The following is a 23,773-nucleotide window of genomic DNA, read 5'->3' on the forward strand; positions in this document are numbered from 1 at the left end:
CATGGAAATTTTGAACGTAAAAGGCGTAAACAAAAGCTTTGGTGGCTTGAAAGCACTCAATGACGTGAATCTCTCCATACAGCAAGGGGACGTCCACGCGATTATAGGGCCCAACGGGGCAGGAAAATCAACTTTACTCAATTGCTTTGTGGGGAGGTTAAAGCCCGATACAGGTTCTGTAACGTTTAACGGAAAAAGCATCATCGGCCTGAAGCCCTTTGAAATCAACCAGACCGGTGTCTCCCGTGTTTTCCAAACTCCCGAGATTTTCGAGGATCTCAACCTTTTGGAAAACGTAATGATTCCAACATTTTCCAAGCGAGATGGGGCCTTTACTCTCAACCTGTGGCATCGTGTTGACGGGCAGGCCGAAGTTCGAGACAGAGCCCTTTCCCTTCTGGAAGATGTGGGGCTGGCGGAAAAGAAAGACAGCATTGCTGGCTCTTTGTCCCGCGGTGACAAACGCAGGCTCGAGCTTGCCATGTGCCTCGTTCAAGACCCTGAACTTCTGCTGCTGGATGAACCAACAGCCGGTATGTCTCGCGCTGACACAAACAACACAATTGACCTTCTTCAACGTATTGGGGAACGAGGGATCACAAAGATTGTTATTGAACACGACATGCACGTGGTGTTCTCGCTTGCAAAGAAAATAAGTGTACTGGCCCAAGGGACAGTCATTGCAGAGGGTAAGCCGGAGGACATTAAAGGAGATCCGCGTGTCCAAGAGGCCTATTTGGGAGGGACCCAGCTATGAGTATGCTAGAAAACCAGTTCGGAAACGGCGTCGCTCCTTCTGTTGCTCCAAAGAAAGCCAAGGGCGGGGCTCCTGCGTTTTTCTCTGCTTGGGATCTTCATGCCTACTATGGAGAAAGCTACATTGTGCAAGGGGTGAGCTTTGACATTCGTGAAGGCGAGATTCTTGCACTTCTTGGCAGGAACGGCGCTGGAAAAACGTCAACTTTGCGCACAATTGCAAGGGCGTCCGATCCGCAGCTGACACACGGGGAAATCTGGCTGGATCACAAGCCCCTTCACAATATGGAGAATTATCAAGCCGCTAGAAGCGGCGTGCAGTTGGTGCAGGAAGACAGACGGATCATTCAAGGCCTTACCGTTGAGGAGAATTTGCAACTTGCACAGATTTCTGAACCTCTTGGATGGTCAATTGAACGTATTTATGACCACTTCCCGCGACTCGCCGAACGCGCAAAACAGGAGGCTGTTACGCTGTCTGGTGGGGAACAGCAAATGCTGGCACTGGCCCGCGCACTGGCTCGGGACGTAAAGCTCTTGCTTCTGGACGAGCCCTATGAGGGGCTGGCTCCGATAATTGTGCAAGAAATCGAGAAGATCTTGATCAACGTGAGAGAGCTCGGAATCACAACAATCATTGTAGAGCAAAATGCCGTTGCTGCTTTGCACCTGTCCGACAGGGCCGTCATTTTGGACATGGGTGAAGTTGTGTTCGATGGAACGGCTCAGGAAGTTCTGGACAATGAAGGTCTTCGTCAAACCTATCTTGCAATTTAATTTCTAGTTTCCTTTTGGGCCCATGACGTATTGAGGGGGGACCCTTGCGCTCCGAATGCAAGATCCTCCCTTACCCGATTCCCCGACAAAAACACCTCATAACTTACAGGCTCTCGAGGGTAGTCTGGAATACCCCGAAACCGTCTCTGCCATGTCTCCAAATAAAGGGGGCTGAAATCATAGGTTTCCGTGAGGATCCTGTCTTTTTCTTTTTCCAAAAAACGTGGAGTGACTTGACGCCAGTCTTCTACGATAGACACCGGTAAGCGCTTGAAAAGGGAATTAAGCGGGGAGGACTGGACTATGGGAACGGACCCCAAGAGAATGGCTTCCCATGTTCGATGGCAGTCCATTCCAGCTCCGAATGGGCTGAGGGTAAAAAGGTACCTGCTGTTTCTGGTCCAGCTTTCAAATCTTGCAAGACGATGTTTTTCAAAATGAACGGCAGTTTTATCCAGCGAATTGACGACTTCGGTACGTTTCCCGTTCTTAATGGAGTGCTGCCAGTTACAATAGGCCAGTACAGACTTGTCTTCCAGACGCGGGGCGCTACCCCGAACGGAAACCAGACTGCGCTCTTGATCCACCGGCGTTTGAAACCGCCCCCAAGGATGACGCGCTCTTAACGTGAGTGTGTGATAATCTAGGCCCAAAGGAATTGCATATATTTTCTCATGCCGCATTGCCAGATTTTGTGCAAACCAGTTTTCCAGAAAAGGGCTTTCTATCAACTTGCGGAGTTGATGTTTGGGCAAAATCTCCCGATTGACAGTCAAAATGCTATCCCCTGTGACTAGGGTAAAGCGCTTTTTCAGGTTGGGAAGGTGTTGCGTAACAAATGCCTCCAGAGCATTTGTGCAGACGTAAATGGATTCCCCTTCCCGAAAACTCTTGAGAAAGCTCCTATCAATATTCCCAGAGGTCGAGACTGGATTGCGATTATGAAAATCACAACTTTTGAGCAGACCCCGGCTTCCCACATACCTGCATTGCGCTTCATTATGTTTGCTTGACCAAAAACGATAGATACGGCTACGTAGAAATGACATTCTTCTCCCCTTTGGGAACGATCCTAGGTCTTTAGAGACACTTGCCTATCCTGATATATTCGGCTCTTAAAGTTGCAGGGCGGGGTGTCCAAAGTGAACCAACCTTTCACTGCATCAAACTGTGTTCTGCCCGTGGCTCAGTTTCAAGGACGGCTTGCTTTTATTCTTACTATTGACTTTCTCCCACCCTTATTCCGGTTTATCTGTGTCCCCTTCATTTTTTTGCAACGTGGATGTATTTCGAGCAATTTCCATCTCCGGCCTCCAGCCAGCTTTTTCCCGCATCCACTGGAAAACAGCATAAAGAGTAGGAATCAAAAAAATACCAACAGAAAAAGAAACAACCATCCCCGAGAGAACCGGAACACCAACTGCAACCATTGCCCCTGCGCCGGGGCCATCTGCAATACAAAGAGGAACAAGACCAGCCGAGAAGGCAAGAGAGGTCATCATTACCGGACGAAAGCGCAGCCGCGCCCCTTCGACGGCTGAGTCATACAAGCTGTACCCAGCCATTCGTTTCTCCAGCGAGAACTCATTCATGAGAATTGCATTCTTTCCGGCCAACGCAATCAGGATAACCAGCCCGATCTGAGCATAAAGGTCAAAACTCAAATCGAAAATCCAGAGGCTTGCGACTGCGCCGGTAATGGCAGGTGCAACGGAAAGTAGTACGGGGATCGGCGTATTCCAGCTTTCATAAAGAGCAACCAGAAACAAATAGGCAAAAAGAAATGCCAGTCCAAGAACAATACCAGTCTGCCCCGCAGCCTCTTTTTGTTCAAGCGCAATACCCGTCCATTCATAGGCATAGCCTTTCGGTAAATCCTTCGCCGCAATCTTCTCCATATCAGCCATTGCCTGCCCCAATCCATAGCCTGGAGCAGCATTGCCATTGAAACTCACCGCACGGTAGTTATTGTAACGCGTTATACTGTTAGCCCCGCGTGTTAACTGGGTGGTCACCACTGTTGAAAGCTCGACCATCTCCCCCGAGTTGCTCCGCACATTTATGGAATTGATGTCCTCTATTTGTGATCGGTATTTTTGTTCGGCTTGAAGGCGAACTGTCCACGTTCGCCCATAAAGGTTGAAATCATTAACATAATAACCTCCAAGAACGGCCTGAAGAGCGTTGAAAACGCTGGAGACATCCAACCCTAGTATCTGGGCCTTTTCTCTGTTCAGCTCCACATGGACCTGAGGCGTACTCGCTTCGAAGGTGGTAAAGAATCCCGCGATCCTTGGGTCTTTACTTGCCGCAAGCATAAGCGAGCGGGAAACGGCTGCCATTTTGGCAGGGTCCTGTCCTTGAAGGGCTTCCATAATAAACTCAAAGCCGCCAACAGTACCTAGCCCATCGATTGCAGGTGGGTTTACAGCAAAAAAGCTCCCCTCCGGGATGACAGCAAGAGCCTTGAGAAGGCGGCCAACAACCGCCGCAGAAGACAACTCCCGGCTTTTGCGTTCACTATAATCCTTCAGCTTGACAAATGTTGCACCAGAGTTGGGAGAGGTTCCGCCACCTGCAAGAAGATTGAAGCCTGCAATTGTTGTCGAGCTATGAACCCCAGGGTCATTTAAAATAATTGCGTTTGCTTTCTCCATTGCCGCTTCGGTGCGATTGAGCGATGCCCCAGGAGGTAAGTTTGCTAAAACCATGATGTAGCCTTTGTCCTCATCAGGGACAAAACCATCAGGTGTAATACTCACAAACCAATAGGCCATTAAGCCAAAGACAAGCACAGCGGGAACAGAGAGGATAGAGAGCCTGCCAATTTTCTTAATTGTTCCTGCATAGCCCGCGCCAATGCTGTCGATGAAGCCTGTGACTTTGGCCATAAAGCCTTTGTGCCCACTGTCTTCTTTGTGCATTAAAATGGCGCAGAGCGCAGGCGACAACGTGAGAGCGTTCACAGCCGACAGTACCATCGCGGCAGAAATTGTTACAGCAAACTCACGAAACAAAACACCCGATGACCCCGGAAGGAAAGCAACCGGAACAAAGACTGAAAGCAAAACAAATGTGATTGCCAGAACGGGGCCTGCAATTTCAGCAACTGCTTTGCTGGTTGCCTGAGCAGGCGTGAGGTCCGGTTCCTCATGCATTACTCTTTCCACATTCTCCACCACAATAATCGCATCGTCCACCACAATCCCGATGGCCAGAACCAGCGCCAGCAGAGAGATTGTATTCGCGGAAAACCCCAGAATATAAGCCACGGCCAAAGCACCTATAATCGACACGGGCACAGCGATGAGCGGAATAAGGGTGGGCCGCATACGCCCCAGAAAAACGAAGACAACGATCGTTACAAGAACAAAGGCTTCCAGCAGAGTGCTGATCACCTTGGAGATCATCTCGTTAACAAAGAACGAGGTGTCAAAGATGGATGTATATGTGAAGTCCTCAGGAAAGCGCTCGGAAAGCTGTTTGATTTTCTGATTGACTTGCTCTGCAACAGACACGGCATTGGCACCGGGGCTCAAGTAAATGCCGACTGTAGCGGCAGGGCGCCCCTGATACTCGGCATTATAATCAAAGGAAGCCGCACTTAGTTCTATGCGTGCCACATCCTTGAGCCGGACAACTGATCCGTCCGTATTCGCCTTCAAAATTATGTTGTCAAAATCTTCAACCGTTTCCAATCGGCCACGCGCCGTTACTGTGAACTGAAGTTGCTGCTCTTGCGAAACAGGTGCGGCCCCCACCCGCCCCACAGCTGCTTGTTTATTTTGTGTCTCAATTGCTGAAATTACATCCGCCGCAGTAAGGCCTAAAGAACGCAGCTTCTCGGGATTGACCCAAATACGCATGGAATAGTCACGGGCACCGAAGACAACCGCATCTCCAACACCCGAAATGCGTTTGATTTCGTCGATTATATTTATGGTTACGTAGTTGGAAACAAACAGGCCACTGTGTGTTTGATCTGGAGAATAAAACGAAAACACCTGTAGCATATCGCCGGCCCGCTTTTGAACCGTCACACCAAGGTCTCGCACTTCCTGAGGAAGTTTGGATTCCACGGCGCTTACTCTGTTTTGAACATTAACCGCCGCAATATCCGGATCAACGGTCAAGTCAAAAAACACTGTGAGAGAATAAGAGCCATCACTGGATGATGTTGATTTCATGTAGCGCATGCCATCAACACCGTTCACGGACCCCTCAATTGGTTGCCCTACGCTTTCTTCAACTGTCAGCGCATCTGCGCCAAGATACGTTGCTGATACCTGAACAGTGGGAGGGGCTATTGTTGGATACTGGGATACGGGAATAGCATAGATCGAAATCAACCCGACAATGACAATCAATATGGAAATGACAAGTGCCAGTCTCGGGCGGCGGATGAATACATCATAAATCATGGTTTATTGACCCGCTATTTTCGCAGTGACCTTGATACCCGGCCTGACTTTTTGAATACCTGCCGTAATCACCGCGTCTCCTTCTTTGAGGCCACTGGCAACAACAACTTTTCCGTCTTGCTGATTGGAGATAATGATACGCCGCTGTTCGACCGTATTCTCTTTATTGACCAGAAGAACAAAGGGGCCTTCCTGATCAACAAGCAGCGCTGTTTGAGGGACTGTTAAAACAGGAACGGCATTTTTCACGGAAACAATGACATCCACTAGTTGGCTATCAAACAGGGAAAAGTTCTTATTGGGAAACAGCGCGTGGACAGTGACGGTATCTGTACCCGGATTTGCCTGAGCATCAATGTACTCCATTTCACCCGGCTGATCATAAGTTGAGCCATCACTCAAACGGAGCCGAATGAGGAGTTTATCTGCCTTATTCACCTTATGTCTTTGCGCCCACAAAATAACATCCTGAGGCACCGCAAAAGCAACGCGCATCGGGTCTAGAGCTGTGACAGTTGCCAATGTACCACTGTCAGCAGTCACATAGGCCCCTTCTTTGTATCGTGCCGCCCCTACTTTTCCAGCCATAGGAGCTTTAATCTGAGTGTAGCTTAGATCAAGGTTTGCAAGCTCCAGTTCAGAGTTGCGTTGTTCCACAACAGCTTGGGCTTCCTGCAAATTCGCCTTTGCCACATCCAGCTCTGAAACTGAAATCGCATTACGGGCCACCAGTTGCTGCTTGCGTTTAAACTCAATGTTTGCAAGGTCATACTTGGCTTTGGCGCTATTCAAGTTTGCTTGAGCTTGGTCTACTTTATATTTGTAGGGCCCCGGCTCAATGACAAACAAAACCTCATCAGCTTTGACCAGTTGCCCATCTTTGAACTCCAGAGGCTGAAGGAACCCGCCAACGCGCGCAATGAGATCCACCTTGGCCACGGATTCAGTGCGGCCCGCATATATTCTTTCGTTATTGAGGGTTTCCATCTTAGCCTGCTCAACTATGACAGCAGGCGTTGGCTGTTGTTGGCCTTGTGCTGATATTGGGGAGCTTGAGAGTAAAAGCGATATCACCAGCAGTTGGAAGACAAGAGTTCGAATTAGAGAAATATTGGAAATATAAATTTTTGCTGTCATTTCTCTCTCTCACACTAGCTGCTGAGAGACAACCTTACCTAAGGGTAGTAACTGTTTTCTTGATAGATCAACTAAAGTAACCAAAACTATTTTATTCACAAGATAAAAGATATAATTTTCATATCTCTACACCCTGCCTTGATGGCCTCAAATATTCCTCTATTACTTTTAAAGATAAATTGATGAAATATTTAGAGCACCATGCGAAATCACCTCAGAACGCTTAGAAAATACACCAATGAATTATATAATGGACGTAGTTCAAGATCTCGCATCTGGCGATTCAGCCTCTTATGTTTCGACCTGATCACCATTGGGTACTTTATTCTGAGTGCAACCGTGTTACTTGATACCCACTTCTACTGGGTAGATTACGCAATAGGTCTTGTACTTTTGTTGGACTACGTTGCCCGTTTGAGTATCGCGCCCCGCCCAAAGGCATTCTTTTTGAAGTGGACGATGCTTGCAGACCTTCTTGTCATTTTATCCTTGTTTTCATCTGCATTTATCGAAAACCTTGGTTTCCTTCGTGTCATCCGCATGCTCCGCTTATTGCGCTCGCATCACATCCTGCGAGAACTCAGAGAGGCCTCCAGCTGGTTCCGGCGAAACGAGGAAATAATAGGGTCTGCCCTGAATTTGGCAGTGTTTATTTTCACTGTTACGGCCGTCGTGTTCGTGTTGGAAAATGACATAAACCCCAACATCACCACTTACATGGATGCACTTTACTTCACCGTAACCACGCTCACAACAACTGGATATGGAGACATCACTCTTTCTGACACCACGGGACGTACAGTTACAATCGCGATCATGATTTTCGGGGTGGCGCTGTTTTTGAGGCTTATTCAAGCCATTTTTCGCCCAGCAAAGGTGAAATACGGCTGCCAGACATGTGGACTTTCACGGCACGATCCTGATGCCGTACACTGTAAACACTGTGGTGAGACTATTCGAATTCCAACAGAAGGCGATTGGAAGTAACTCAATTTCAACTCACCCATTGTATCTTTGAAACAGTTCTCAGAGCAGGAATGGTCCTACCCAGAAACTGCGAAGGTCCAACAAGAAGACTTCTGAGATTTTCCCTAGGAGCAGGCCCCACAATTATGCTCTACGCATATTTAAAGGCCTGTTCTTTCCTATGGTGTACAGGGAAGAGGAGCAGCCTTGGGAATTCATTTGCGGGTGGTCGCCTGTACCATTTTCACTCTACTGATGATTGAAACCGCGCGCGGGTCGCAGCAAAAAAGTATCTGCGGCGATAAAGTTTCCTGCACCATATCAACCGGTCAATACCGTATATATTTCCCTAAAAGTTGGAACCACCAAACTCAGCTTGGCGCAATCTACTATCTTCATGGCTGGAATGGAACGGCGCTCAGCACCATTTCCAATAGGGCCCTGCGCTCCATTGCAGATAAACATAAGGTCGCATTGGTCGCCCCGCAAGGCAAAAACGGTTCATGGTCCTTCCCTGGCTCCCCAAGCCAAGATCGCGACGAATTCCAGTTTTTCAAGGAGTTAAGAGAGGACCTGCTGCGAAGGTTTCCCATTGATTCGGAAAGAATTATGATCTCCGGTTTTTCTATGGGAGCCTCAATGGCCTGGTATTTGGCATGCTACCAAGGAGAACTCTATTCAGGTTTTGCCCCAGTTGCTGGCGCTTTTTGGAAACCAATACCAAAGCAGTGCCCCAGCCGATTAAACTTCCTTTCCCATATTCATGGCATTGCAGACAAAACCGTTCCCATTGCCGGACGGCCCATTGGAAAGCATTGGACACAAGCTAACTTATACGAAAGTCTAGATGTCTGGAAGCGGCAGGCGGGATTTGAAGACGTAATACCTCATAGTTCGCGGCAAGGACGACTGACATGTAAAGAGTGGTCAAATAAAACTCAGGAGTTGGAACTTTGCTTACATAGTGGAAGTCACTCCATTGAAATTAAATGGGTTTCACAAGCTTGGGTAAAATTGACCAAGGAGAAAAACTGGAAATAAACTTTTGTTCTCGTGTCGGGTTTCCATCACAAATGCTATTTTTTTAAAATTTAAATTTCGCTATTTCCAATAACTTATGATTAAATTCGCATCGGTAATAACTACAGGAATAAAAACCTATAGTAAAATATAAACTATTTCTGCATATGGATGGATGTTTTGGTTGCAACTGATTTAACGCCGCCTTCAAATACTGGCTCTCTTGATGGGCTTGTTGTACTTGATCTTACACGTATTCTTGCCGGCCCCACGTGCACGCAACTTCTTGGCGATCTTGGAGCTGAAGTTATTAAGATCGAACGCCCAGTCAAGGGGGATGACACCCGTGCTTGGGGACCTCCGTTTTTGCAAGATGAGCACGGCAACGATATGCAGGAAAGTGCCTATTATCTTTGTGCCAACCGGAATAAAAGCTCTGTTGCAGTAGACATTGCTACCAAGGAAGGCGTTCAAATTATCAAAAACCTTGCCAAGAATGCAGATATTCTTGTCGAGAATTTTAAAGTTGGTGATCTGGAAAAACGTGGTCTGAGCTATCAGGACCTAAAACAGGTCAACCCCAAACTCGTATACTGTTCTATTACTGGTTTTGGCCAAACCGGTCCCTACGCAAAACGGGCGGGCTATGATTTTCTCGCGCAAGGCATGGGCGGTATTATGGCCTTAACAGGTTTTCCTGAGGAAGAAGGGGGACAGCCCACAAAGATCGGCGTAGGCGTAACAGATGTGATGTGCGGTATGTATGCGGCAACGGCCATTCTGGCCGCCATTCATTCCAGACAAAGCACCGGTAACGGGCAACACATTGACATATCCCTTTTGGACAGTCAGGTGGCTTGGCTCATCAATCAAGGAACATCCTACTTAACCTCCGGGGACGTCCCTGGCCGCATTGGAAACAGCCACCCAACAATTGTCCCTTACCAGACGTTCAATGCCTCAGATAAGCCTTTTATTATCGCAGTAGGAAACGATGGGCAGTTCGAACGTCTGTGCCAAATTGCCGGTGCTCCAGAGCTGGCTTCCGATGCCCGCTTTAAACACAACTTTGACAGGGTTCGCAATCGCAAGGAGTTAATCCCCTTACTTAAAGAACTCACTCCGCAAATGACATCTGAAGAGTGGATCTCAAAGCTTGAAGACGTTGGAGTTCCGTGCGGACCTGTGAATACTATGGATGAAGTTTTCGAAAATCCGCAGATTCAACACCGTGGCATGAAGCTGGAAATGGAATACCCAAGTGCCAAGGAAGGGCATGTCAACCTAATCTCCAATCCAATCAAGCTGAGTGGAACGCCGGTCCAATATCGAAAGGCACCTCCTAAACTAGGGGCTGACACTCTCGAAACCCTATTGCAACATACAAAGCTCAATCCAGAAGAAATTGAAAATCTGGCTAAACAAGGAATTCTTGATTTGGGTGGGGATTAATGATCCGAGGTGCCGATTTAATTGCTCAAAAATTGCATGGAGCAGGTTGTCTCTATGCATTTGGCATTCCAGGTGGCGAAGTTTTAGCCTTAATGGACGCACTCGGTAAATCAGGCATCAAGTTCATTCTCACCAAACATGAAAACTCCGGTGGCTTTATGGGAGAAGGCGTTTGGCATGCCATGCGAAACAACGGGGCAAATGCCCCCGCCATTCTTCTTGCAACATTAGGCCCCGGAGTAGCCAATGCAATCAATGTCATAGCAAATGCACTTCAAGATAAAGTCCCAATAATTTTCCTTAGTGGATGTGTAGAGGGCGCAACGGCCCAGACCTATACCCACCAGATATTTGATCACCGCCAATTACTATCTCCACTCGTGAAAGCCAGTTATCGGGCAGAACAAGGCTCCTTAAACACCTTGATGGACAAGGCAATCCACCTTGCAACCTCGGGAGAACCCGGACCTGTTCATATTGATGTTCCTATCTCCATTGCCGAAGGACAAACAACTGAAATAGTTGTGCCATCCACTCCGGTACCTTCCACCTTTGGCCTGCCCTTTGCAGCAGACTTGGATAAAGCCCGCCACGCGTTAAAGGCCTCCAGACGCCCTTTAATGATAGCGGGTGTTGACGCAGTAAACAGTGGTGCGGGAGATTGTATTTCCCAAGTCTGCAAGACTTACCAAATACCACTCATTACTACATATAAGGGAAAGGGGCTGATGGACGAAAATCACCCATTGTCTATGGGGGGAGCGGGTTTATCTCCCAAAGCAGATGAAGCTTTGCTGCCTTTAATTGAGGAAGCTGATCTGGTTCTTCTGGTGGGGTACGACCCAATTGAAATGCGCATCAACTGGCGGGATCCATGGCCAGCAAGCAAGGTGGTTGTTGAGATAAGCCCCTTTGATCGCCTGCACGGAATGCACAGTGTAAGCCACTCACTCAAAGGCGATATTGCCACATCACTGGTCTTTCTAACCCAAAACACTTTCTATTGCGCGCAATGGCCTGACGAAAGTCTTGGGAATGCTAAAACAAAATTATCTACTGCATTTAAAGCGGAAGAAAAGGGATGGGGTCCTGCAACAATATTTCATGAGCTGCGCCGCGTTATGCCGAAAGAAACGGTAATCACTGCTGACAGCGGTGCCCATCGCATACTGGTAAGCCAGATCTGGGCATGTGAGCGCCCTCGAACAGCCCTGCAAAGCTCGGCCTTATGCACAATGGCTTGTGCACTGCCCATAGGTGCCGGTTATAAGCTGGCAGCACCCGAAGTACCTGTTCTTGTCTTTGTCGGCGACGCGGGTCTGGAGATGGGTTTGGGAGAACTTGCTACATTGCGAGATCAGAAACTACCTGTCATCATTTGCGTTCTGGTAGACACCAGCTTGGCATTAATTGAGAAAAAGCAACGGGCATGTCATCTTGATAATCTGGGTGTGGATTTTGAAGAAACGGACTTTGCCGCTCTAGCAGATGTTTATGGCGGGTACGGTGCCCGCATCCAAGATGCATCTACACTACGAACCGAAGCGCAAAAAGCGTTAACCAGAAACTCTTTCACAATCCTTGCCTGCAAAATCGACAGGCAAAGCTATGACAACAGGCTCTAAAGTTTCACTGATAGCCAATGAATTCACGCAGTAAGCTATTTCCCAGTTTGAGTTGCTCTATCCGCAATACTTTGAAAAATCTGGTCCAACTCTTCTGCAACCGCTTCCAGTTCCGCTCCCCCGCTATTTCTAATATAGGGTGAGAAAACATAGCTCGGGGGCTTCCAGCTTAACGTCCCTGTACCATTTAAATTTTCGGTTACATAAAAGCGAATGGGCGCCTCGATTCCAGCCGCTAATGAGGTCTTGAGAACCCTTAGAGCAAAGTCATTGCGGAAAACGCCTATTACATAATTCCCTGGTATCGTAGCCCCTTGTTTTTCAGCTCCCATAGAGGCGCTCGCCTGCGTGACAATATGCATATCTTCTTGGGCCACGGCATTTCTCAACTCAAGAAGAAGATCGTTGAACTGCATTGACGACTTTATAACACGCCACCCGGGCTGACGATCCAAATCATTTTGTGCTTTAGCACCCTCACCCAAATACATTACAACAATAAGAGCTGCCAAGAATACGCGATAAAAGTGATATTTGTACCTCAAATCCAAGTCTCCAGTTCAGAGCCAGTTTCACCATAGCAACTCTAAAATGAAACTTTTTTAAAATTATCATTCCGGTTATGCAAATAATATAAAATATCTACCTATATAATTTGCAATATTACCACTTACTGAATTTTAAATAGATTACTTTGAAAGAACTATTCAATATTACTTTACTTGACGTTTATTAAAACCAAAGAAATTAATAGAAGAAAAGGGATACCCCAAAAGCAAAGGGTACTCTTTGTACTTATGGTTCAAGTTTTAGGCATCGACTGGCATTTTCCAGAGCGATGAGGGCATCAACCCAAGAAAGGGTTAGAAATGCGTTACACTGATCAGTTTGGTTATCAACTTACCATATCTGACAAAAGCCGCTTAAGCTCTTGGAATAAAACTATATTGGCCTTTCTGGCACATAGCTCTAAAACGCCTCAACATATGACAGCCACACTCCAGCCCCCTGTTACTTTCGCTTTGGGCCATGCTACTCTTGGCTTCTTTAACCTGCTCCTCGCCCGTAAAGAACTCATAGAAGTCGCCAGTCTGTCATTGCAAAATGCGGAAAAGGCAGCAAAAGAAGAAGCCCTCACAGACCGCGAAACTTGCTATATAGCGGCATTGAGAGACTGGCTCCAAGGCCATCCCAGCGGGGCTGCTGACAGGCTCGACATATGCCTCAAAGATTTCCCCCGCGATGCCCTACTTTTGAAAATGGTGCACGCCATCAGGTTTGTTCTAGGTCAGCCAAGCAAAATGCGGCAATCCATTGAACAAGCGTTGCCTTCCTATGACCAAAACCATCCTGCATGGGGGTACGTAAAAGGGTGTTATGCGTTTACCCTTGAAGAAACAGGAGACTATTTGCTCGCCGAGCATATGGGCCGCGAAGCCGTTGAAGTTGCACCCGATGACGCTTGGGGGCTGCACGCCGTTGCGCATGTTTATGATATGACTGGAAAGCCCTCTGAAGGTATTAAATGGCTGGATACCCACCGAAACAGCTGGATACACTGCAATAACTTTGGATACCACGTTTGGTGGCATCAGGCCCTCATGTACCTAGACAATAACGATAATGACAGAGTCTTGGACCTCTATGACGAACGAGTTCGCATAGATAAGACAGATGACTATCGTGATATTTCCAATGCGGCCTCTCTCTTGGTACGCCTTGAAATCGCGGGTGTACCTACAGGAAACCGCTGGGAGGAACTCGCGGTTTTCTCTGAGAACCGTATCGATGATGCCTGTAATGTTTTTGCAGATTTGCATTACATGATGTGTTTACTAGGAGCTAATCACCTCAAAAGTGCCAGTAGCCTAACCGCTCGAATGGCTTACACCGCCAAGCACGACAAAACGGATATGGCGCAAATTACCGCTTCTACTGGATTACCAATTGCAACAGGCTTGGCAGCGTATCGGGATGGCAATTACTTTTCTGCCTACCATAATTTAATGCACGCCCGCACAACACTGATTGATATTGGTGGAAGCCACGCTCAAAGGGACGTTTTTGAACGGCTCACAATTGAAGCGGCGTTGAGGTCGGGTCTCTCTTTGGAAGCAAAATCCCTATTGAATGAACGTAAAAAACTGCGCTCCACTTCAGACCGATATGCCGAAAGTCGCTTTACTTTGGCAGAACGCATGTCTCATGCATCCAGCATAATGCAGGATGAAACACTTCGAGAGAAACTAGGTTAGCAGACAGGTAATTCTACTATAAATTTCGTCAGTTGGTGTTTAGGTTATTTGAAAGGAATTGCTCCAACGGTGAATCAGCTTTCTCCCCACGCTCCCACAGTATCCTCTGTCGCCCGCCAACGTGACCCGCGATTGGACTTCTTTCGTGGTATCGCGATGTTTGTCATCTTTATCGCACACCTTCCCAATAATGACTGGACACTATGGATTCCCGCCCGCTTTGGCTTCTCCGACGCAACCGAAATATTCGTTTTTTGCTCAGGCATGGCTTCTGCAATCGCGTTTGGAGGTGTTTTTGAGAAGCGAGGGTACGCTTTAGGATGCATGCGTGTCTCTCACCGGGTCTGGCAAATTTACTGGTCGCACATTTGCCTGTTTCTCGCATTGGCTGGTCTTTTAGCGTTCATCCAGATCAACGGCTGGGTCGAGTTTGATTATGTTGGACGCCTCAATCTATGGAACTTTTTTCAAGACCCTATTTTTAACCTTCCCGGACTTCTAAGCCTTTCCTATGTACCCAACTATTTTGACATTTTGCCCATGTATATGGTCATTCTGCTCCTCATGCCCCTCGTTATCATCACCCATGATAAAGCGGGAAACAAGGGGGCTATATTCCTCTGTCTTGCTCTTTGGATGCTGGCAAACCTTCACTTCCTTGATCTACCTGCCGAGCCATGGTCGGACCGCCCCTGGTTCTTTAACCCCTTTGGCTGGCAGCTATTGTTTTTTACTGGATTTGCCTGGATGAGAGGTTGGATTCCACCCCCTGTTCGCTCCCCTAGATTGTTAGCGCTATGCCTTATTTTGGTATTCGCAGCGGTCCCTTTTTCATATTTTAGAATTTTCCGACATTATCCAGATTTTCTGGAGATGGCTCGCACCATTAGTCCGTTAACGGCCAAAACAGAATTTGGCATCTTTCGGTACATACACTTCCTATGCTTAGCCTACCTTAGCTGGATGGCGGTAGGGATTGCCGGAAACCGTCTGATATCCAGTGGATTATGGGGCAAAGTCGTTCTGATTATTCAGAGAGTTGGGCAGCAGTCTCTCGCAGTTTTTCTTGCCAGTTTGTTTCTGGCCCAGTTGATTGCGATTGCGCGTGACACGCTGTTTGGCTTTCCTGCAAATATACTGGCAACAATTACAGCAAACCTCATCGGTTTCCTCGGCTTGATTGGGGTGGCATACTTGGCAAAATTCTATAAATCTTTACCTTGGAAGCAAACCAGTGGCAGAGCTAGGCAGCTTTAGAGCGCATTCCGTTTGATTGAGTTCAATCAAACGGCAAGAATTATAGTCTTGAGCCTTTATACTGAAACATATCCAGCTGCCTTGAAGTAATTCCAACACTCTTGGGGTGTGAACAGATCGCATATGTCACCCAGAGCCTTTATCAAGGTCTCAAAGGTTCTGGCTTTCATTCTGCGTAGGTGTGCTTTGAGCTTGGAAAACGCCATTTCGATAGGATTGAGATCAGGAGAATAGGGCGGCAGAAAAAGGAACCAACACCCGCTTTGTCTGAGGGCCCTTGCGGCTTCTGGAACTTTGTGTGTGGACAGGTTATCCAGAATGACCACCGTTTTAGGGTGCAAGCATGGAGCCAGTTGTGTCGTGATATAAGTGGTGAATGCCTTGCCATTCATGGCCCCGTCCAGAACCCAGGGCGCAATGAGTCCCTCGTGGGTCAAACCGGCGATAAAGGTCTGGTTCTGCCAGCGTCCAAACGGCGCTGTGTCAAGGGCTCGTTCCCCTTTAAAGGCTCGGCCTCGCAGCCGGGTTAAATTCGTTTTAACACTGGTTTCATCGAGAAACACCAGTCTCTCAGGCAGATCACGCATTATAGGCTGACGGGTGTGGCGCCATTCATCTCTGGCATTTTGTACATGGAGTTTGCCACGCTCGGTTGCCACCAACGATTTTTTTTATAGGTGTAGCCAAGACGGCGCAAAGCCTTGGAGACGGAAGTATGGTGAACCCTCACTCCCTCAGCCATGAAAAGTGCATCACATAACTCCATCAACGTGATATCTCCGTCTTGATTGACCAGCTCGCGCAAGAAGGAGAGGTAGGGCTCCAATTTTCCGCCTCCCTTTGGGCGCCCTGTCCTGACCGGGATTAAACTCTGCCCCTCCCGAACTTTACGGGCCAAGCGAGATCCTGATGCTGGAGAGATCAGCAGGCGGCGTGCTGCTTCACGCCCGCTCATCCCGGATAAAATGAGCCTTTTAAAGCGAAGGCGTAAATCAAGTGAAAGTGGCCGGCCCATGTGATCTCCTCCCTAAAAGGAGTGAATCACAAATCAACCTGATTGGGAATCCCCAATCGATTCAGCGTTGCGCCTCATTGCTTTAGCTCAAACTAAATAAGTTAGAGTGCAGAGCGTGAACGCAAATGAACGCAAAGTGCTCTAAACCGCCTTCCGACTTTGCGGCTCATCCGGTAACTCCAACGACATCCCCATATCCCCAATAGAGCTCAAACCTTCTATTTCTACTGGTGGGTCGCTTTCCTCCGGAATTCGCCAAAGTGCCCAACGCGTAACCCAGCTCCCAATCATTGGGGAGCTTGTAAAAACTGCAAACGGCACAACAAGCAAGGGGCCAGCAATTATTGGAATAAGAGGCCAAAACTGCCAAAGACCATTTGAAAGAGCCCATCCGCTACCAAGCACACCAAATAAAAACTGCGGCCAGAACTTGACTATCGACTTCCCCCAGGAAAGTGAAACGATTGATCTAACTTGGCCCCTCCACCCACACTTCCCACCAAAAATCAAAGTCGTAATAAAAACGGTGTGAGCCACGGCCATAATCGGCGCAAGCATTGAGGAAAAGAGAATTTGCGTAAATGCGCTCGAAATAAATCGAACCCCACCTCCAAACGCTTTTCGTTGTTCCTTTTTGCTTGCCACAAAAATCAAGGAGCTGAGTATGGGAGAAAAAACCATAGTCATCACACTGATGAACACGATTGTTCCAAACAAAGGATTATAGTGAATTGGCTGGGACGTAACATAGGGCGAGACAGCACCCAAAGCCAAAAATAAAATCCATGCGGGCGAGCAAGTGAACATTAAAATTGCCAGAACAAGTTGCAGTCGACCAATAGGCTTAAGACTAGGCAAGCCAAGTAGCTTCAAGTACTGTAGGTTTCCGTGGCACCACCGTAAATCTCTATCTATAAATCCAAGCAGGTTGGTGGGATTTTCTTCGTAACTCCCCCCTTCAGCTGTCCATACGCGAACATCATACCCACCGCGAGACATAAGGGTTGCTTCAAGTTGATCATGGCTTAAGACAGGACCAGATAGCGGTCCATTACCTCCAATCTCCGGTAGAAAGCAGTGTTCCATAAATGGTTTTAAACGCAATATGGCGTTGTGCCCCCAATATGGACCACATGGGCCTTGCCACCATGCTGTTCCAAGAGAATAGGAATGCATACCAAGGCGCATTCCCCATTGAAAAGCACGCGTAAACAGACTTCTACTTGAAAGGCCAACCGCCAGAGTTTGCAATATTCCCAACCGAGGGTTGGCCATCATCTTATGAGTAAGACTTCTCAAAGTAGCTGCAGACATAAAACTATCCGCATCTAATGTAACGGCAAATTCGTGCCTGTGGCCCCACCTCCGGCAAAAGTCCTGAATATTTCCTGCCTTAAAGCCGGTATTATCGGGTCTGTGACGATAGGTTATAACCGCCTGCCCCGCCCAACGTTCTTTTAGCTCATTCACAAGCTCTTTTTCTTGAAGCAAGATATCTGGCTCAGAGCTGTCGCTTAGCACATAAAGAGAATAGCCATAGAGACAACCTTCCTGTCTCAGGTCTATCAGCATTGCCTCAAGCTTTTTTGCAACTTCAGTAAACTCTTCATTCCGCACGCACGAAAGTAAAGCCGTACCTAAAGGTTTTAGAATCGTTGTTTCATCTCCCATCTGGATCGGACACACACTTTGCTCGGGATGATGATGAAAAAGCATGAGCCATAAACCCAAAACAGCATGCCAAAAGCCAATCACGATCCATGGAAGGGTAAGCGTAAAGCTGCCAATCATTAAAAGTTTTATAAATGAGAAGCCTTCACTCTCCAATGTCGAAAACATTAGAGTAATCAACACAATTATAGTCAAACTTACGAGGCTTCCAAACACCCAGCGCCTGCGTGACAAAACTACATCCTCATCGGAGCCAGCACCAAACTGCAAAAGGCTTGAAAGCTTTAAGAGAAATTCAGGGAGATACCTCGCCTTTTTAGTCATGATCTTCCTTAAATATGACTGTTTGAAGCCCTAGTGAAAATCATCCTATCTTCAATCTGTGACCTTTCACTAAAGTGACTACGAAAGTATTTTCCAGTGACAAAGACAGTATTCCCATCACGTACGACTCGATCACTTTGGTATACAAGAAATCAAACACTTGAAATATTTAGTGAAAAGCTTAGCGAAGATTCTGGTAACTGTATTCAGTTAAAAACGGTAGCAAGTGGCATAAGTACTGGAACCGAAGCTCTGGTTTATAACGGGATGATTCCAGAAAGCGAATATGAACGGATGCGGGCACCGTTTCAGGCAGGAAACTTTCCATTCCCTGTAAAATATGGATACAGCCTCGTTGCACAGCCAATCCTTACCAACCCTAGCGCCTCAGATCACGCATATGTATTTGCACTCCACCCCCATCAGGAGCACGTGGCTCTAACACCAGATCAATTCATCCCTGTCCCCACTCAAGTCCCTCCACTTCGGGCAACACTTGCAGCGAATATGGAAACTGCACTCAACGCAGTTTGGGATGCCCAGCCGTTACCCGCCACAAACATCGCAATTGTTGGCGCCGGTACAATCGGATGTTTGATTGCCTACCTCTGTGCATCCAACGTGGGGGCTAATGTCACACTCATCGACATAAAACCTACTCGGGAAAAATACGCAAAAGCACTTGGATGTTCATTTGCGGATGAACGAACACCCCTAAAAGATCAGGATCTGGTCTTTCATTGCAGTGCCAGTGCCGCAGGGCTGGAGCACGCACTTATTCTAGCAGGTCAGGAAGCTCTTATAGTAGAATGCTCTTGGTTTGGAGCGCTCAAACCCGAAGTTCCACTTGGTCAATCATTCCACTCAAAGCGGTTGAAAATTTTCTCTTCCCAAGTTGGGAGCGTCGCCCTTCCCATGCGGTCTAGGCGAACAAGACGGCAGCGCCTCATGAACGCGATGACACTGCTGAAAGATCCTGCTCTCGATATATTACTGGCACCTGCACTATACTTTGATGAGGTCCCTCAAAAGATCAGTTCAGTTCTGTCTGGAAAGCTGGACATTGTTTTTCAACCAATCTCCTATACTCCCTATAATAGAGAGGGCACAGAATGTACTCAATAGAAGTCCATGACCACATGATGATCGCTCATAGCTTCAAAGGTGAGCTTTTTGGTCCTGCTCAAGCTTTGCACGGCGCAACATTGGAAATCTATGTGACTGTTATTGCAAAAGAGCTTGACCAGTATGGTGTTGTTGCAGATTTTGATCGGGCGAAGACAGTTTTACATAACATCATAGCTCCCTTGAACTATAAAAACCTTGATGACTTACCGCAGTTTTCCGGCAAAAATACCACTACAGAGTTTTTATGCGGGTATATTTTCCAGTCTATCAATGGTGCCATTAACCTTCATCAACTTGGCCGCCCTCCAGAAGAACTCTCCAGACTACGAGTAACCATTGAAGAATCTCGCAACGCCAAGGCGTCTTTCGAGGCTCCAATAAACTTTTCAACGCCCAATGCAAAATGAACGAAATCTCTATTTTGCAATTCCCGGTAATATCGAAAGTGCCAGTGGCGGGTACCACTACAACCGCCGTATGATTGCGGGTTTGAAGGGGCTGGGCTGGAAAGTTGAGCACCTTCCTCTTCAAGGTAACTACCCTTTTTGTGAACTGGAGGACAGAAACAAAGCCAAAACTATTTTTAGTTCTCTTGCCTCTGGTAGTCTTGTGCTGGTAGATGGCCTAGCTTTCGGCGTATTGCCAAAAGTTGCCAAGGAAAACAAAGAGCGACTTCGCATGTTGGCTCTTGTTCACCACCCTTTATTCATGGAGACAGGCCTATCCCCCCCAGTATCAGAGGCACTGCGAGGACTTGAACAGGCAACACTCCGGAATGTGCGCCATATTATTGTAACCAGCCCTCAAACTGCACAAACACTAGTAGATGCCTTTTCCATTCCTTCAAGCAAAATCCATGTTGTACTTCCCGGCACGGATAGGCCAGCACAGCACACAAAACCTCTAAAAAAGCGCGGTTGCATCCGCCTATTGTGTGTGGCCTCCTTGATACCGCGAAAGGGGCAATTACTTCTCCTAGAGGCCCTAAAAGGACTGAGTAGCCTTAATTGGAGACTGGATCTTGTTGGAGAGACAGCTTTTGACAGGTCCTATACGGATAAGGTCATCAAAGCCATTCATCAGTTCTCATTGGAACGCAAAATAACTATACATGGTGTTGTTCCTCACAAAGAACTTACCAGCTTTTACCAAAATGCCGACATCTTCGTGTTACCCAGCTTTTATGAGGGATATGGGATGGCGTTTACGGAAGCTCTTGCGCACGAGCTGCCGATTATTGCTAGTGGAGAGGGAGCAGTCAAAGATACGCTACCGTTAGGGTCCTATATCTATGTAGCTCCAAACAATTCCAGTGAACTTATCAGCTCTTTACGTTTTTTGATTCAGGAACCCAAAGCACGCCAAGCCATGGCAAAAAAGGCTAGGGACTCTGTCAAGTTACTGCCTAGTTGGAAAAACTCTGCACAAAGTCTGGCCGCCATACTGGAGGACGTCAATGAATAAATTTTCTAGGGAATGGCTTAGATTACGCCACGACATTGATTTGAGAGCCCGCAACAAAACGGTAGAAGCAACCTTTTTAACCCACATGGAAAAAGTATCTCCCGCAGGCACTCCTTTAAAGCTTTTAGACTTGGGCGCGGGGACCGGAGCGACTGTTGCAGCTCTGGCACCTGAAATTTCAGAAGCACAAGACTGGACCCTATTAGACAATGACCGTGCTCTTCTCGAAGAGCTGCGGGTCAACCAAGCCGAACTCGTGAAAGAGGGAGGGCAGCTTCACCTACACATACTTGAGATGGACCTGAACACGGACGAGGCCTTTGACAAGTTCCAGCAACATTCAGCCGTTACCACCTCAGCTCTTCTGGATTTAACGAGTGCTAAATGGATAGATAAGCTTACTGCCACTCTGGTGCACAACTCCCTGCCTTTTTACGCAGCCTTGAGTTTTGATGGGCGAGTGGCCTTGTCCCCTGCACACCCTAAAGATGATGAAATTATTAAAGCGTTCCATTTAAGCCAGAAACTGGACAAGGGCTTCGGGCCGGCACTGGGAAAAGAGGCTAACTCCTACGCAATGAATACTCTCGAGGCCGCAGGGTTTCGAATAATTGAAGGCTTCTCTGATTGGCTCTGTCAAAAGGGAGAGAAAGAGCTTCAAAAAGAACTAGTACTGGGATGGGCCCAAGCTGCACAACTGGCAGGCTTGCCTGTAGACAAAGTTCACCATTGGCAAGATGCGCGCATAACCATGATTAATCGCGGAGAGAGCCAGCTATCAGTCGGTCATGTTGACTTTGCCGCGTTTCCGCCCGAACCAAGCTGAGGCTTATATAAAAGACGTAAAGACAAGCAGGGCAGATAATCTGCCCTGCAATTACTTAAAGCCTTAGGCAAACATGAAGTCATTAGTGCCGAGCACTGCAGCATCCACATCTGTTAGCAGGATAGAACCGCTATCAAAGGAAATCAAAGCGTCAGATCCTTCGTCAGTGATTGTCAGATCAGCGAATGAAGATGCACCGCTTTCAAACTCGATGAAATCAAGACCATCAGTAAAGTCAACGATCTCATCATCACCAGCGTTGGCATTAAACACAAAAGTATCTGAGCCACTGCCACCTTCAAGAATGTTGTCGGCAGCATTACCGATGAGAATGTCATCACCACTACCGGCAATCGCGTTCTCAATCACGGTATCACGAGCGATAGCAAGGTTACCGGTCAAGCCATTGACACTAGAATAGGTCTCTTCTTCAAGGGAAATAACCTGATCTGCCCGCACAGAGCTGTAATCAATAGTATCTACGCCGCCATTATCAATGATGGTGTAAGCAGCTGGGTTCAGATCCACAATATCGTCATAATACCCACCTGCGGTAGAGTTCTCTCCATAAACGGTATTTCCGATTCGCAGATCTGTTGCTGTGCCGTAGAGTTCCTGCATTGCCAAAATATCAGCAATCATTGGAGTTGCCAGATATGCGTAGCTGGCATCAACGGCAGTGTTTTCATTCTGCGAGAAGTAAGACATGACCGAACCCTGCCACGAATCGTTGGAATAGTGGTTATCTACTCCATAGTCGGCAGAACCGTTATAGTTACCCGCATGGCCAAGACCCATGGCGTGACCGATTTCGTGTACATAAGTCTGGAAAGAATAACTATCCAGAGTTGTACCCTGTGAATTTAGCCAGCTGGTGGAAACGTTCACAAAGGAAGACGTAATTGTGCTTCCTGAAACTTCTGAAGTTGAGTAGGCACCACTGTCACTGTCATCAAACGTGATTTGGGCGGACCCGTTTACAGCCTGAAAATTAATACCTGTAACCATGCTCCAAGCATTCAGGGCCTCTGTCGCCAGATACTGACCACTGCTATTCAGTGCATTGATATTTACGGTGATTGTATCACCAGCTTCCACATCGAAAGAACGTCCTGAACGGCCGTTTGATTCCCAATAACCATCCGTCAACTGATCCGCAATTTGATCATTTGTAAAGGCATTAGGATCAACTGGGTCTGTTGGATCTACAGGATCCGTGTCCCCCTCGGCTGTCACGGAGACAGTATAATCTCCAGAGTAAGACGTGTTGTAGGAACTTGCGCCAATATAGAAAGTGCCAGATTCCGTCGCTGTGTATTCAATCACAGAGTTTCGGCCTGATCCACCATCATCATCTTCAGCAACCTGCTGCCCACTCGGGCTGTAAAGATACAGATAGGTATCACTCACAGCATCACTGCCGTACCCTTCCATAGAGATCGTATAAGTTTTGCCAGCTTCCATCTCGATAGCAATGGCATCACGATCCCCAGAACTACTTAAGCTGCCACTAAACGTGTCTCCAGCTTCGATGCTATAGGGGGTAGAAGTGCTATATGGGGCATCGCTGCCCTCTTGAATTAATTGTGCTTCATTATGAGTTCCGTCGGGGCGAATGTGCCGATTTATCATTTTAATCCCTTATTTAATTAAATTTCTTTTTATCCGTCTAGAATTTC

Annotated in this window: 19 protein-coding genes; 12 read left to right on the plus strand and 7 right to left on the minus strand. The window is 47.4% G+C overall.

Annotated features, from left to right (window positions below; genetic code table 11):
• The first annotated feature begins 1 nt into the window (after window position 1).
• Together P6574_RS17480 and P6574_RS17485 are read left to right on the plus strand one after the other, a co-directional pair.
• On the plus strand, window positions 2-757 hold the full coding sequence (locus P6574_RS17480; RefSeq protein ID WP_310621524.1) for an ABC transporter ATP-binding protein: 756 nt from the start codon (window positions 2-4) through the stop codon (window positions 755-757).
• Entirely contained in the window at window positions 754-1,533 is a 780-nt protein-coding gene (locus P6574_RS17485) for an ABC transporter ATP-binding protein (RefSeq protein ID WP_310621525.1), read from the plus strand. Before P6574_RS17480 ends, P6574_RS17485 begins: the two co-directional genes overlap by 4 nt.
• Here P6574_RS17485 and P6574_RS17490 read toward each other — a convergent pair.
• The 3 genes from P6574_RS17490 to P6574_RS17500 form a co-directional block, all read right to left on the minus strand.
• On the minus strand, window positions 1,530-2,582 hold the full coding sequence (locus P6574_RS17490) for a hypothetical protein (RefSeq protein WP_310621526.1): 1,053 nt from the start codon (window positions 2,580-2,582) through the stop codon (window positions 1,530-1,532). The two genes, P6574_RS17485 and P6574_RS17490, sit on opposite strands and share 4 nt — an antisense overlap.
• 189 nt (window positions 2,583-2,771) lie before the next feature.
• Entirely contained in the window at window positions 2,772-5,954 is a 3,183-nt protein-coding gene (locus tag P6574_RS17495; RefSeq protein ID WP_310621527.1) for an efflux RND transporter permease subunit, read from the minus strand.
• Window positions 5,955-5,957: 3 nt separating this feature from the next.
• Window positions 5,958-7,091 (minus strand): efflux RND transporter periplasmic adaptor subunit, encoded by a 1,134-nt coding sequence (locus P6574_RS17500; RefSeq protein WP_310621528.1) that lies wholly within the window; start codon window positions 7,089-7,091, stop codon window positions 5,958-5,960.
• Between the two features lie 201 nt (window positions 7,092-7,292).
• Between P6574_RS17500 and P6574_RS17505 the strand changes: the two genes are divergently transcribed.
• From P6574_RS17505 to P6574_RS17520, 4 genes are all read left to right on the plus strand, one after another.
• Complete coding sequence (locus tag P6574_RS17505; protein WP_310621529.1) at window positions 7,293-8,078, plus strand: ion transporter; 786 nt, start codon at window positions 7,293-7,295, stop codon at window positions 8,076-8,078.
• A 186-nt stretch (window positions 8,079-8,264) separates the two neighbouring features.
• Window positions 8,265-9,098: an alpha/beta hydrolase family esterase gene (locus P6574_RS17510; protein WP_310621530.1), complete on the plus strand. Its 834-nt coding sequence runs from the start codon at window positions 8,265-8,267 to the stop codon at window positions 9,096-9,098.
• 150 nt (window positions 9,099-9,248) lie between these two features.
• A complete protein-coding gene (locus tag P6574_RS17515; protein ID WP_310621531.1) occupies window positions 9,249-10,529 on the plus strand; it encodes a CaiB/BaiF CoA transferase family protein in 1,281 nt (426 codons plus the stop codon).
• A complete protein-coding gene (locus P6574_RS17520) occupies window positions 10,529-12,154 on the plus strand; it encodes a thiamine pyrophosphate-binding protein (protein WP_310621532.1) in 1,626 nt (541 codons plus the stop codon). The genes P6574_RS17515 and P6574_RS17520 overlap by 1 nt, the downstream gene beginning before the upstream one ends.
• A gap of 35 nt (window positions 12,155-12,189) precedes the next feature.
• Here P6574_RS17520 and P6574_RS17525 read toward each other — a convergent pair whose 3' ends face one another.
• Window positions 12,190-12,666 carry a DUF302 domain-containing protein gene (locus tag P6574_RS17525; protein ID WP_310621533.1) on the minus strand — a complete coding sequence of 159 codons (477 nt, stop codon included), beginning with the start codon at window positions 12,664-12,666 and terminating at the stop codon, window positions 12,190-12,192.
• 357 nt (window positions 12,667-13,023) lie between these two features.
• Here P6574_RS17525 and P6574_RS17530 point away from each other — a divergent pair, with 357 nt between their 5' ends.
• Together P6574_RS17530 and P6574_RS17535 are read left to right on the plus strand one after the other, a co-directional pair.
• Window positions 13,024-14,409 (plus strand): tetratricopeptide repeat protein, encoded by a 1,386-nt coding sequence (locus tag P6574_RS17530; protein ID WP_310621534.1) that lies wholly within the window; start codon window positions 13,024-13,026, stop codon window positions 14,407-14,409.
• Between the two features lie 69 nt (window positions 14,410-14,478).
• On the plus strand, window positions 14,479-15,666 hold the full coding sequence (locus tag P6574_RS17535; RefSeq protein ID WP_310621535.1) for an OpgC family protein: 1,188 nt from the start codon (window positions 14,479-14,481) through the stop codon (window positions 15,664-15,666).
• Between the two features lie 56 nt (window positions 15,667-15,722).
• Here P6574_RS17535 and P6574_RS17540 read toward each other — a convergent pair.
• Window positions 15,723-16,681, minus strand: a protein-coding gene (locus P6574_RS17540) for an IS630 family transposase (RefSeq protein WP_310619020.1) whose coding sequence is annotated in 2 segments (ribosomal slippage) — window positions 15,723-16,337 and window positions 16,340-16,681 — 957 coding nt in all. Because the reading frame shifts where the segments join, the coding sequence is not laid out codon by codon here.
• A gap of 141 nt (window positions 16,682-16,822) precedes the next feature.
• Entirely contained in the window at window positions 16,823-18,676 is a 1,854-nt protein-coding gene (gene mdoH / locus P6574_RS17545) for a glucans biosynthesis glucosyltransferase MdoH (protein WP_310621536.1), read from the minus strand.
• 96 nt (window positions 18,677-18,772) lie between these two features.
• Here mdoH and P6574_RS17550 point away from each other — a divergent pair, with 96 nt between their 5' ends.
• The 4 genes from P6574_RS17550 to P6574_RS17565 are packed head-to-tail and all read left to right on the plus strand — an operon-like array spanning window position 18,773 to window position 22,094.
• On the plus strand, window positions 18,773-19,801 hold the full coding sequence (locus P6574_RS17550; RefSeq protein ID WP_310621537.1) for a zinc-dependent alcohol dehydrogenase: 1,029 nt from the start codon (window positions 18,773-18,775) through the stop codon (window positions 19,799-19,801).
• Window positions 19,789-20,211, plus strand: a complete 423-nt coding sequence (locus tag P6574_RS17555) for a 6-pyruvoyl trahydropterin synthase family protein (protein WP_310621538.1) — start codon at window positions 19,789-19,791, stop codon at window positions 20,209-20,211. Before P6574_RS17550 ends, P6574_RS17555 begins: the two co-directional genes overlap by 13 nt.
• Window positions 20,201-21,268 (plus strand): glycosyltransferase family 4 protein, encoded by a 1,068-nt coding sequence (locus P6574_RS17560; protein ID WP_310621539.1) that lies wholly within the window; start codon window positions 20,201-20,203, stop codon window positions 21,266-21,268. Before P6574_RS17555 ends, P6574_RS17560 begins: the two co-directional genes overlap by 11 nt.
• On the plus strand, window positions 21,261-22,094 hold the full coding sequence (locus tag P6574_RS17565) for a class I SAM-dependent methyltransferase (protein ID WP_310621540.1): 834 nt from the start codon (window positions 21,261-21,263) through the stop codon (window positions 22,092-22,094). The genes P6574_RS17560 and P6574_RS17565 overlap by 8 nt, the downstream gene beginning before the upstream one ends.
• 63 nt (window positions 22,095-22,157) lie before the next feature.
• Here P6574_RS17565 and P6574_RS17570 read toward each other — a convergent pair whose 3' ends face one another.
• The gene (locus tag P6574_RS17570; RefSeq protein WP_310621541.1) at window positions 22,158-23,726 is read right to left on the minus strand and encodes a M10 family metallopeptidase; all 1,569 of its coding nucleotides are present in this window, start codon (window positions 23,724-23,726) and stop codon (window positions 22,158-22,160) included.
• Window positions 23,727-23,773 lie beyond the last annotated feature (47 nt).

The organism is Pseudovibrio sp. M1P-2-3, from assembly GCF_031501865.1.
Classification (GTDB): Bacteria; Pseudomonadota; Alphaproteobacteria; order Rhizobiales; family Stappiaceae; genus Pseudovibrio; species Pseudovibrio corallicola.

Bases quoted from the DNA above. Each gene is read 5' to 3' on its own strand.
- P6574_RS17480 (WP_310621524.1), top strand. From the start codon at position 2: ATGGAAATTTTGAACGTAAAAGGCGTAAACAAAAGCTTTGGTGGCTTG.
- P6574_RS17485 (WP_310621525.1), top strand. From the start codon at position 754: ATGAGTATGCTAGAAAACCAGTTCGGAAACGGCGTCGCTCCTTCTGTT.
- P6574_RS17490 (WP_310621526.1), bottom strand. From the start codon at position 2,582: ATGTCATTTCTACGTAGCCGTATCTATCGTTTTTGGTCAAGCAAACAT.
- P6574_RS17495 (WP_310621527.1), bottom strand. From the start codon at position 5,954: ATGATTTATGATGTATTCATCCGCCGCCCGAGACTGGCACTTGTCATT.
- P6574_RS17500 (WP_310621528.1), bottom strand. From the start codon at position 7,091: ATGACAGCAAAAATTTATATTTCCAATATTTCTCTAATTCGAACTCTT.
- P6574_RS17505 (WP_310621529.1), top strand. From the start codon at position 7,293: ATGCGAAATCACCTCAGAACGCTTAGAAAATACACCAATGAATTATAT.
- P6574_RS17515 (WP_310621531.1), top strand. From the start codon at position 9,249: ATGGATGTTTTGGTTGCAACTGATTTAACGCCGCCTTCAAATACTGGC.
- P6574_RS17520 (WP_310621532.1), top strand. From the start codon at position 10,529: ATGATCCGAGGTGCCGATTTAATTGCTCAAAAATTGCATGGAGCAGGT.
- P6574_RS17530 (WP_310621534.1), top strand. From the start codon at position 13,024: ATGCGTTACACTGATCAGTTTGGTTATCAACTTACCATATCTGACAAA.
- mdoH (WP_310621536.1), bottom strand. From the start codon at position 18,676: ATGACTAAAAAGGCGAGGTATCTCCCTGAATTTCTCTTAAAGCTTTCA.
- P6574_RS17555 (WP_310621538.1), top strand. From the start codon at position 19,789: ATGTACTCAATAGAAGTCCATGACCACATGATGATCGCTCATAGCTTC.
- P6574_RS17560 (WP_310621539.1), top strand. From the start codon at position 20,201: ATGCAAAATGAACGAAATCTCTATTTTGCAATTCCCGGTAATATCGAA.
- P6574_RS17565 (WP_310621540.1), top strand. From the start codon at position 21,261: ATGAATAAATTTTCTAGGGAATGGCTTAGATTACGCCACGACATTGAT.
- P6574_RS17570 (WP_310621541.1), bottom strand. From the start codon at position 23,726: ATGATAAATCGGCACATTCGCCCCGACGGAACTCATAATGAAGCACAA.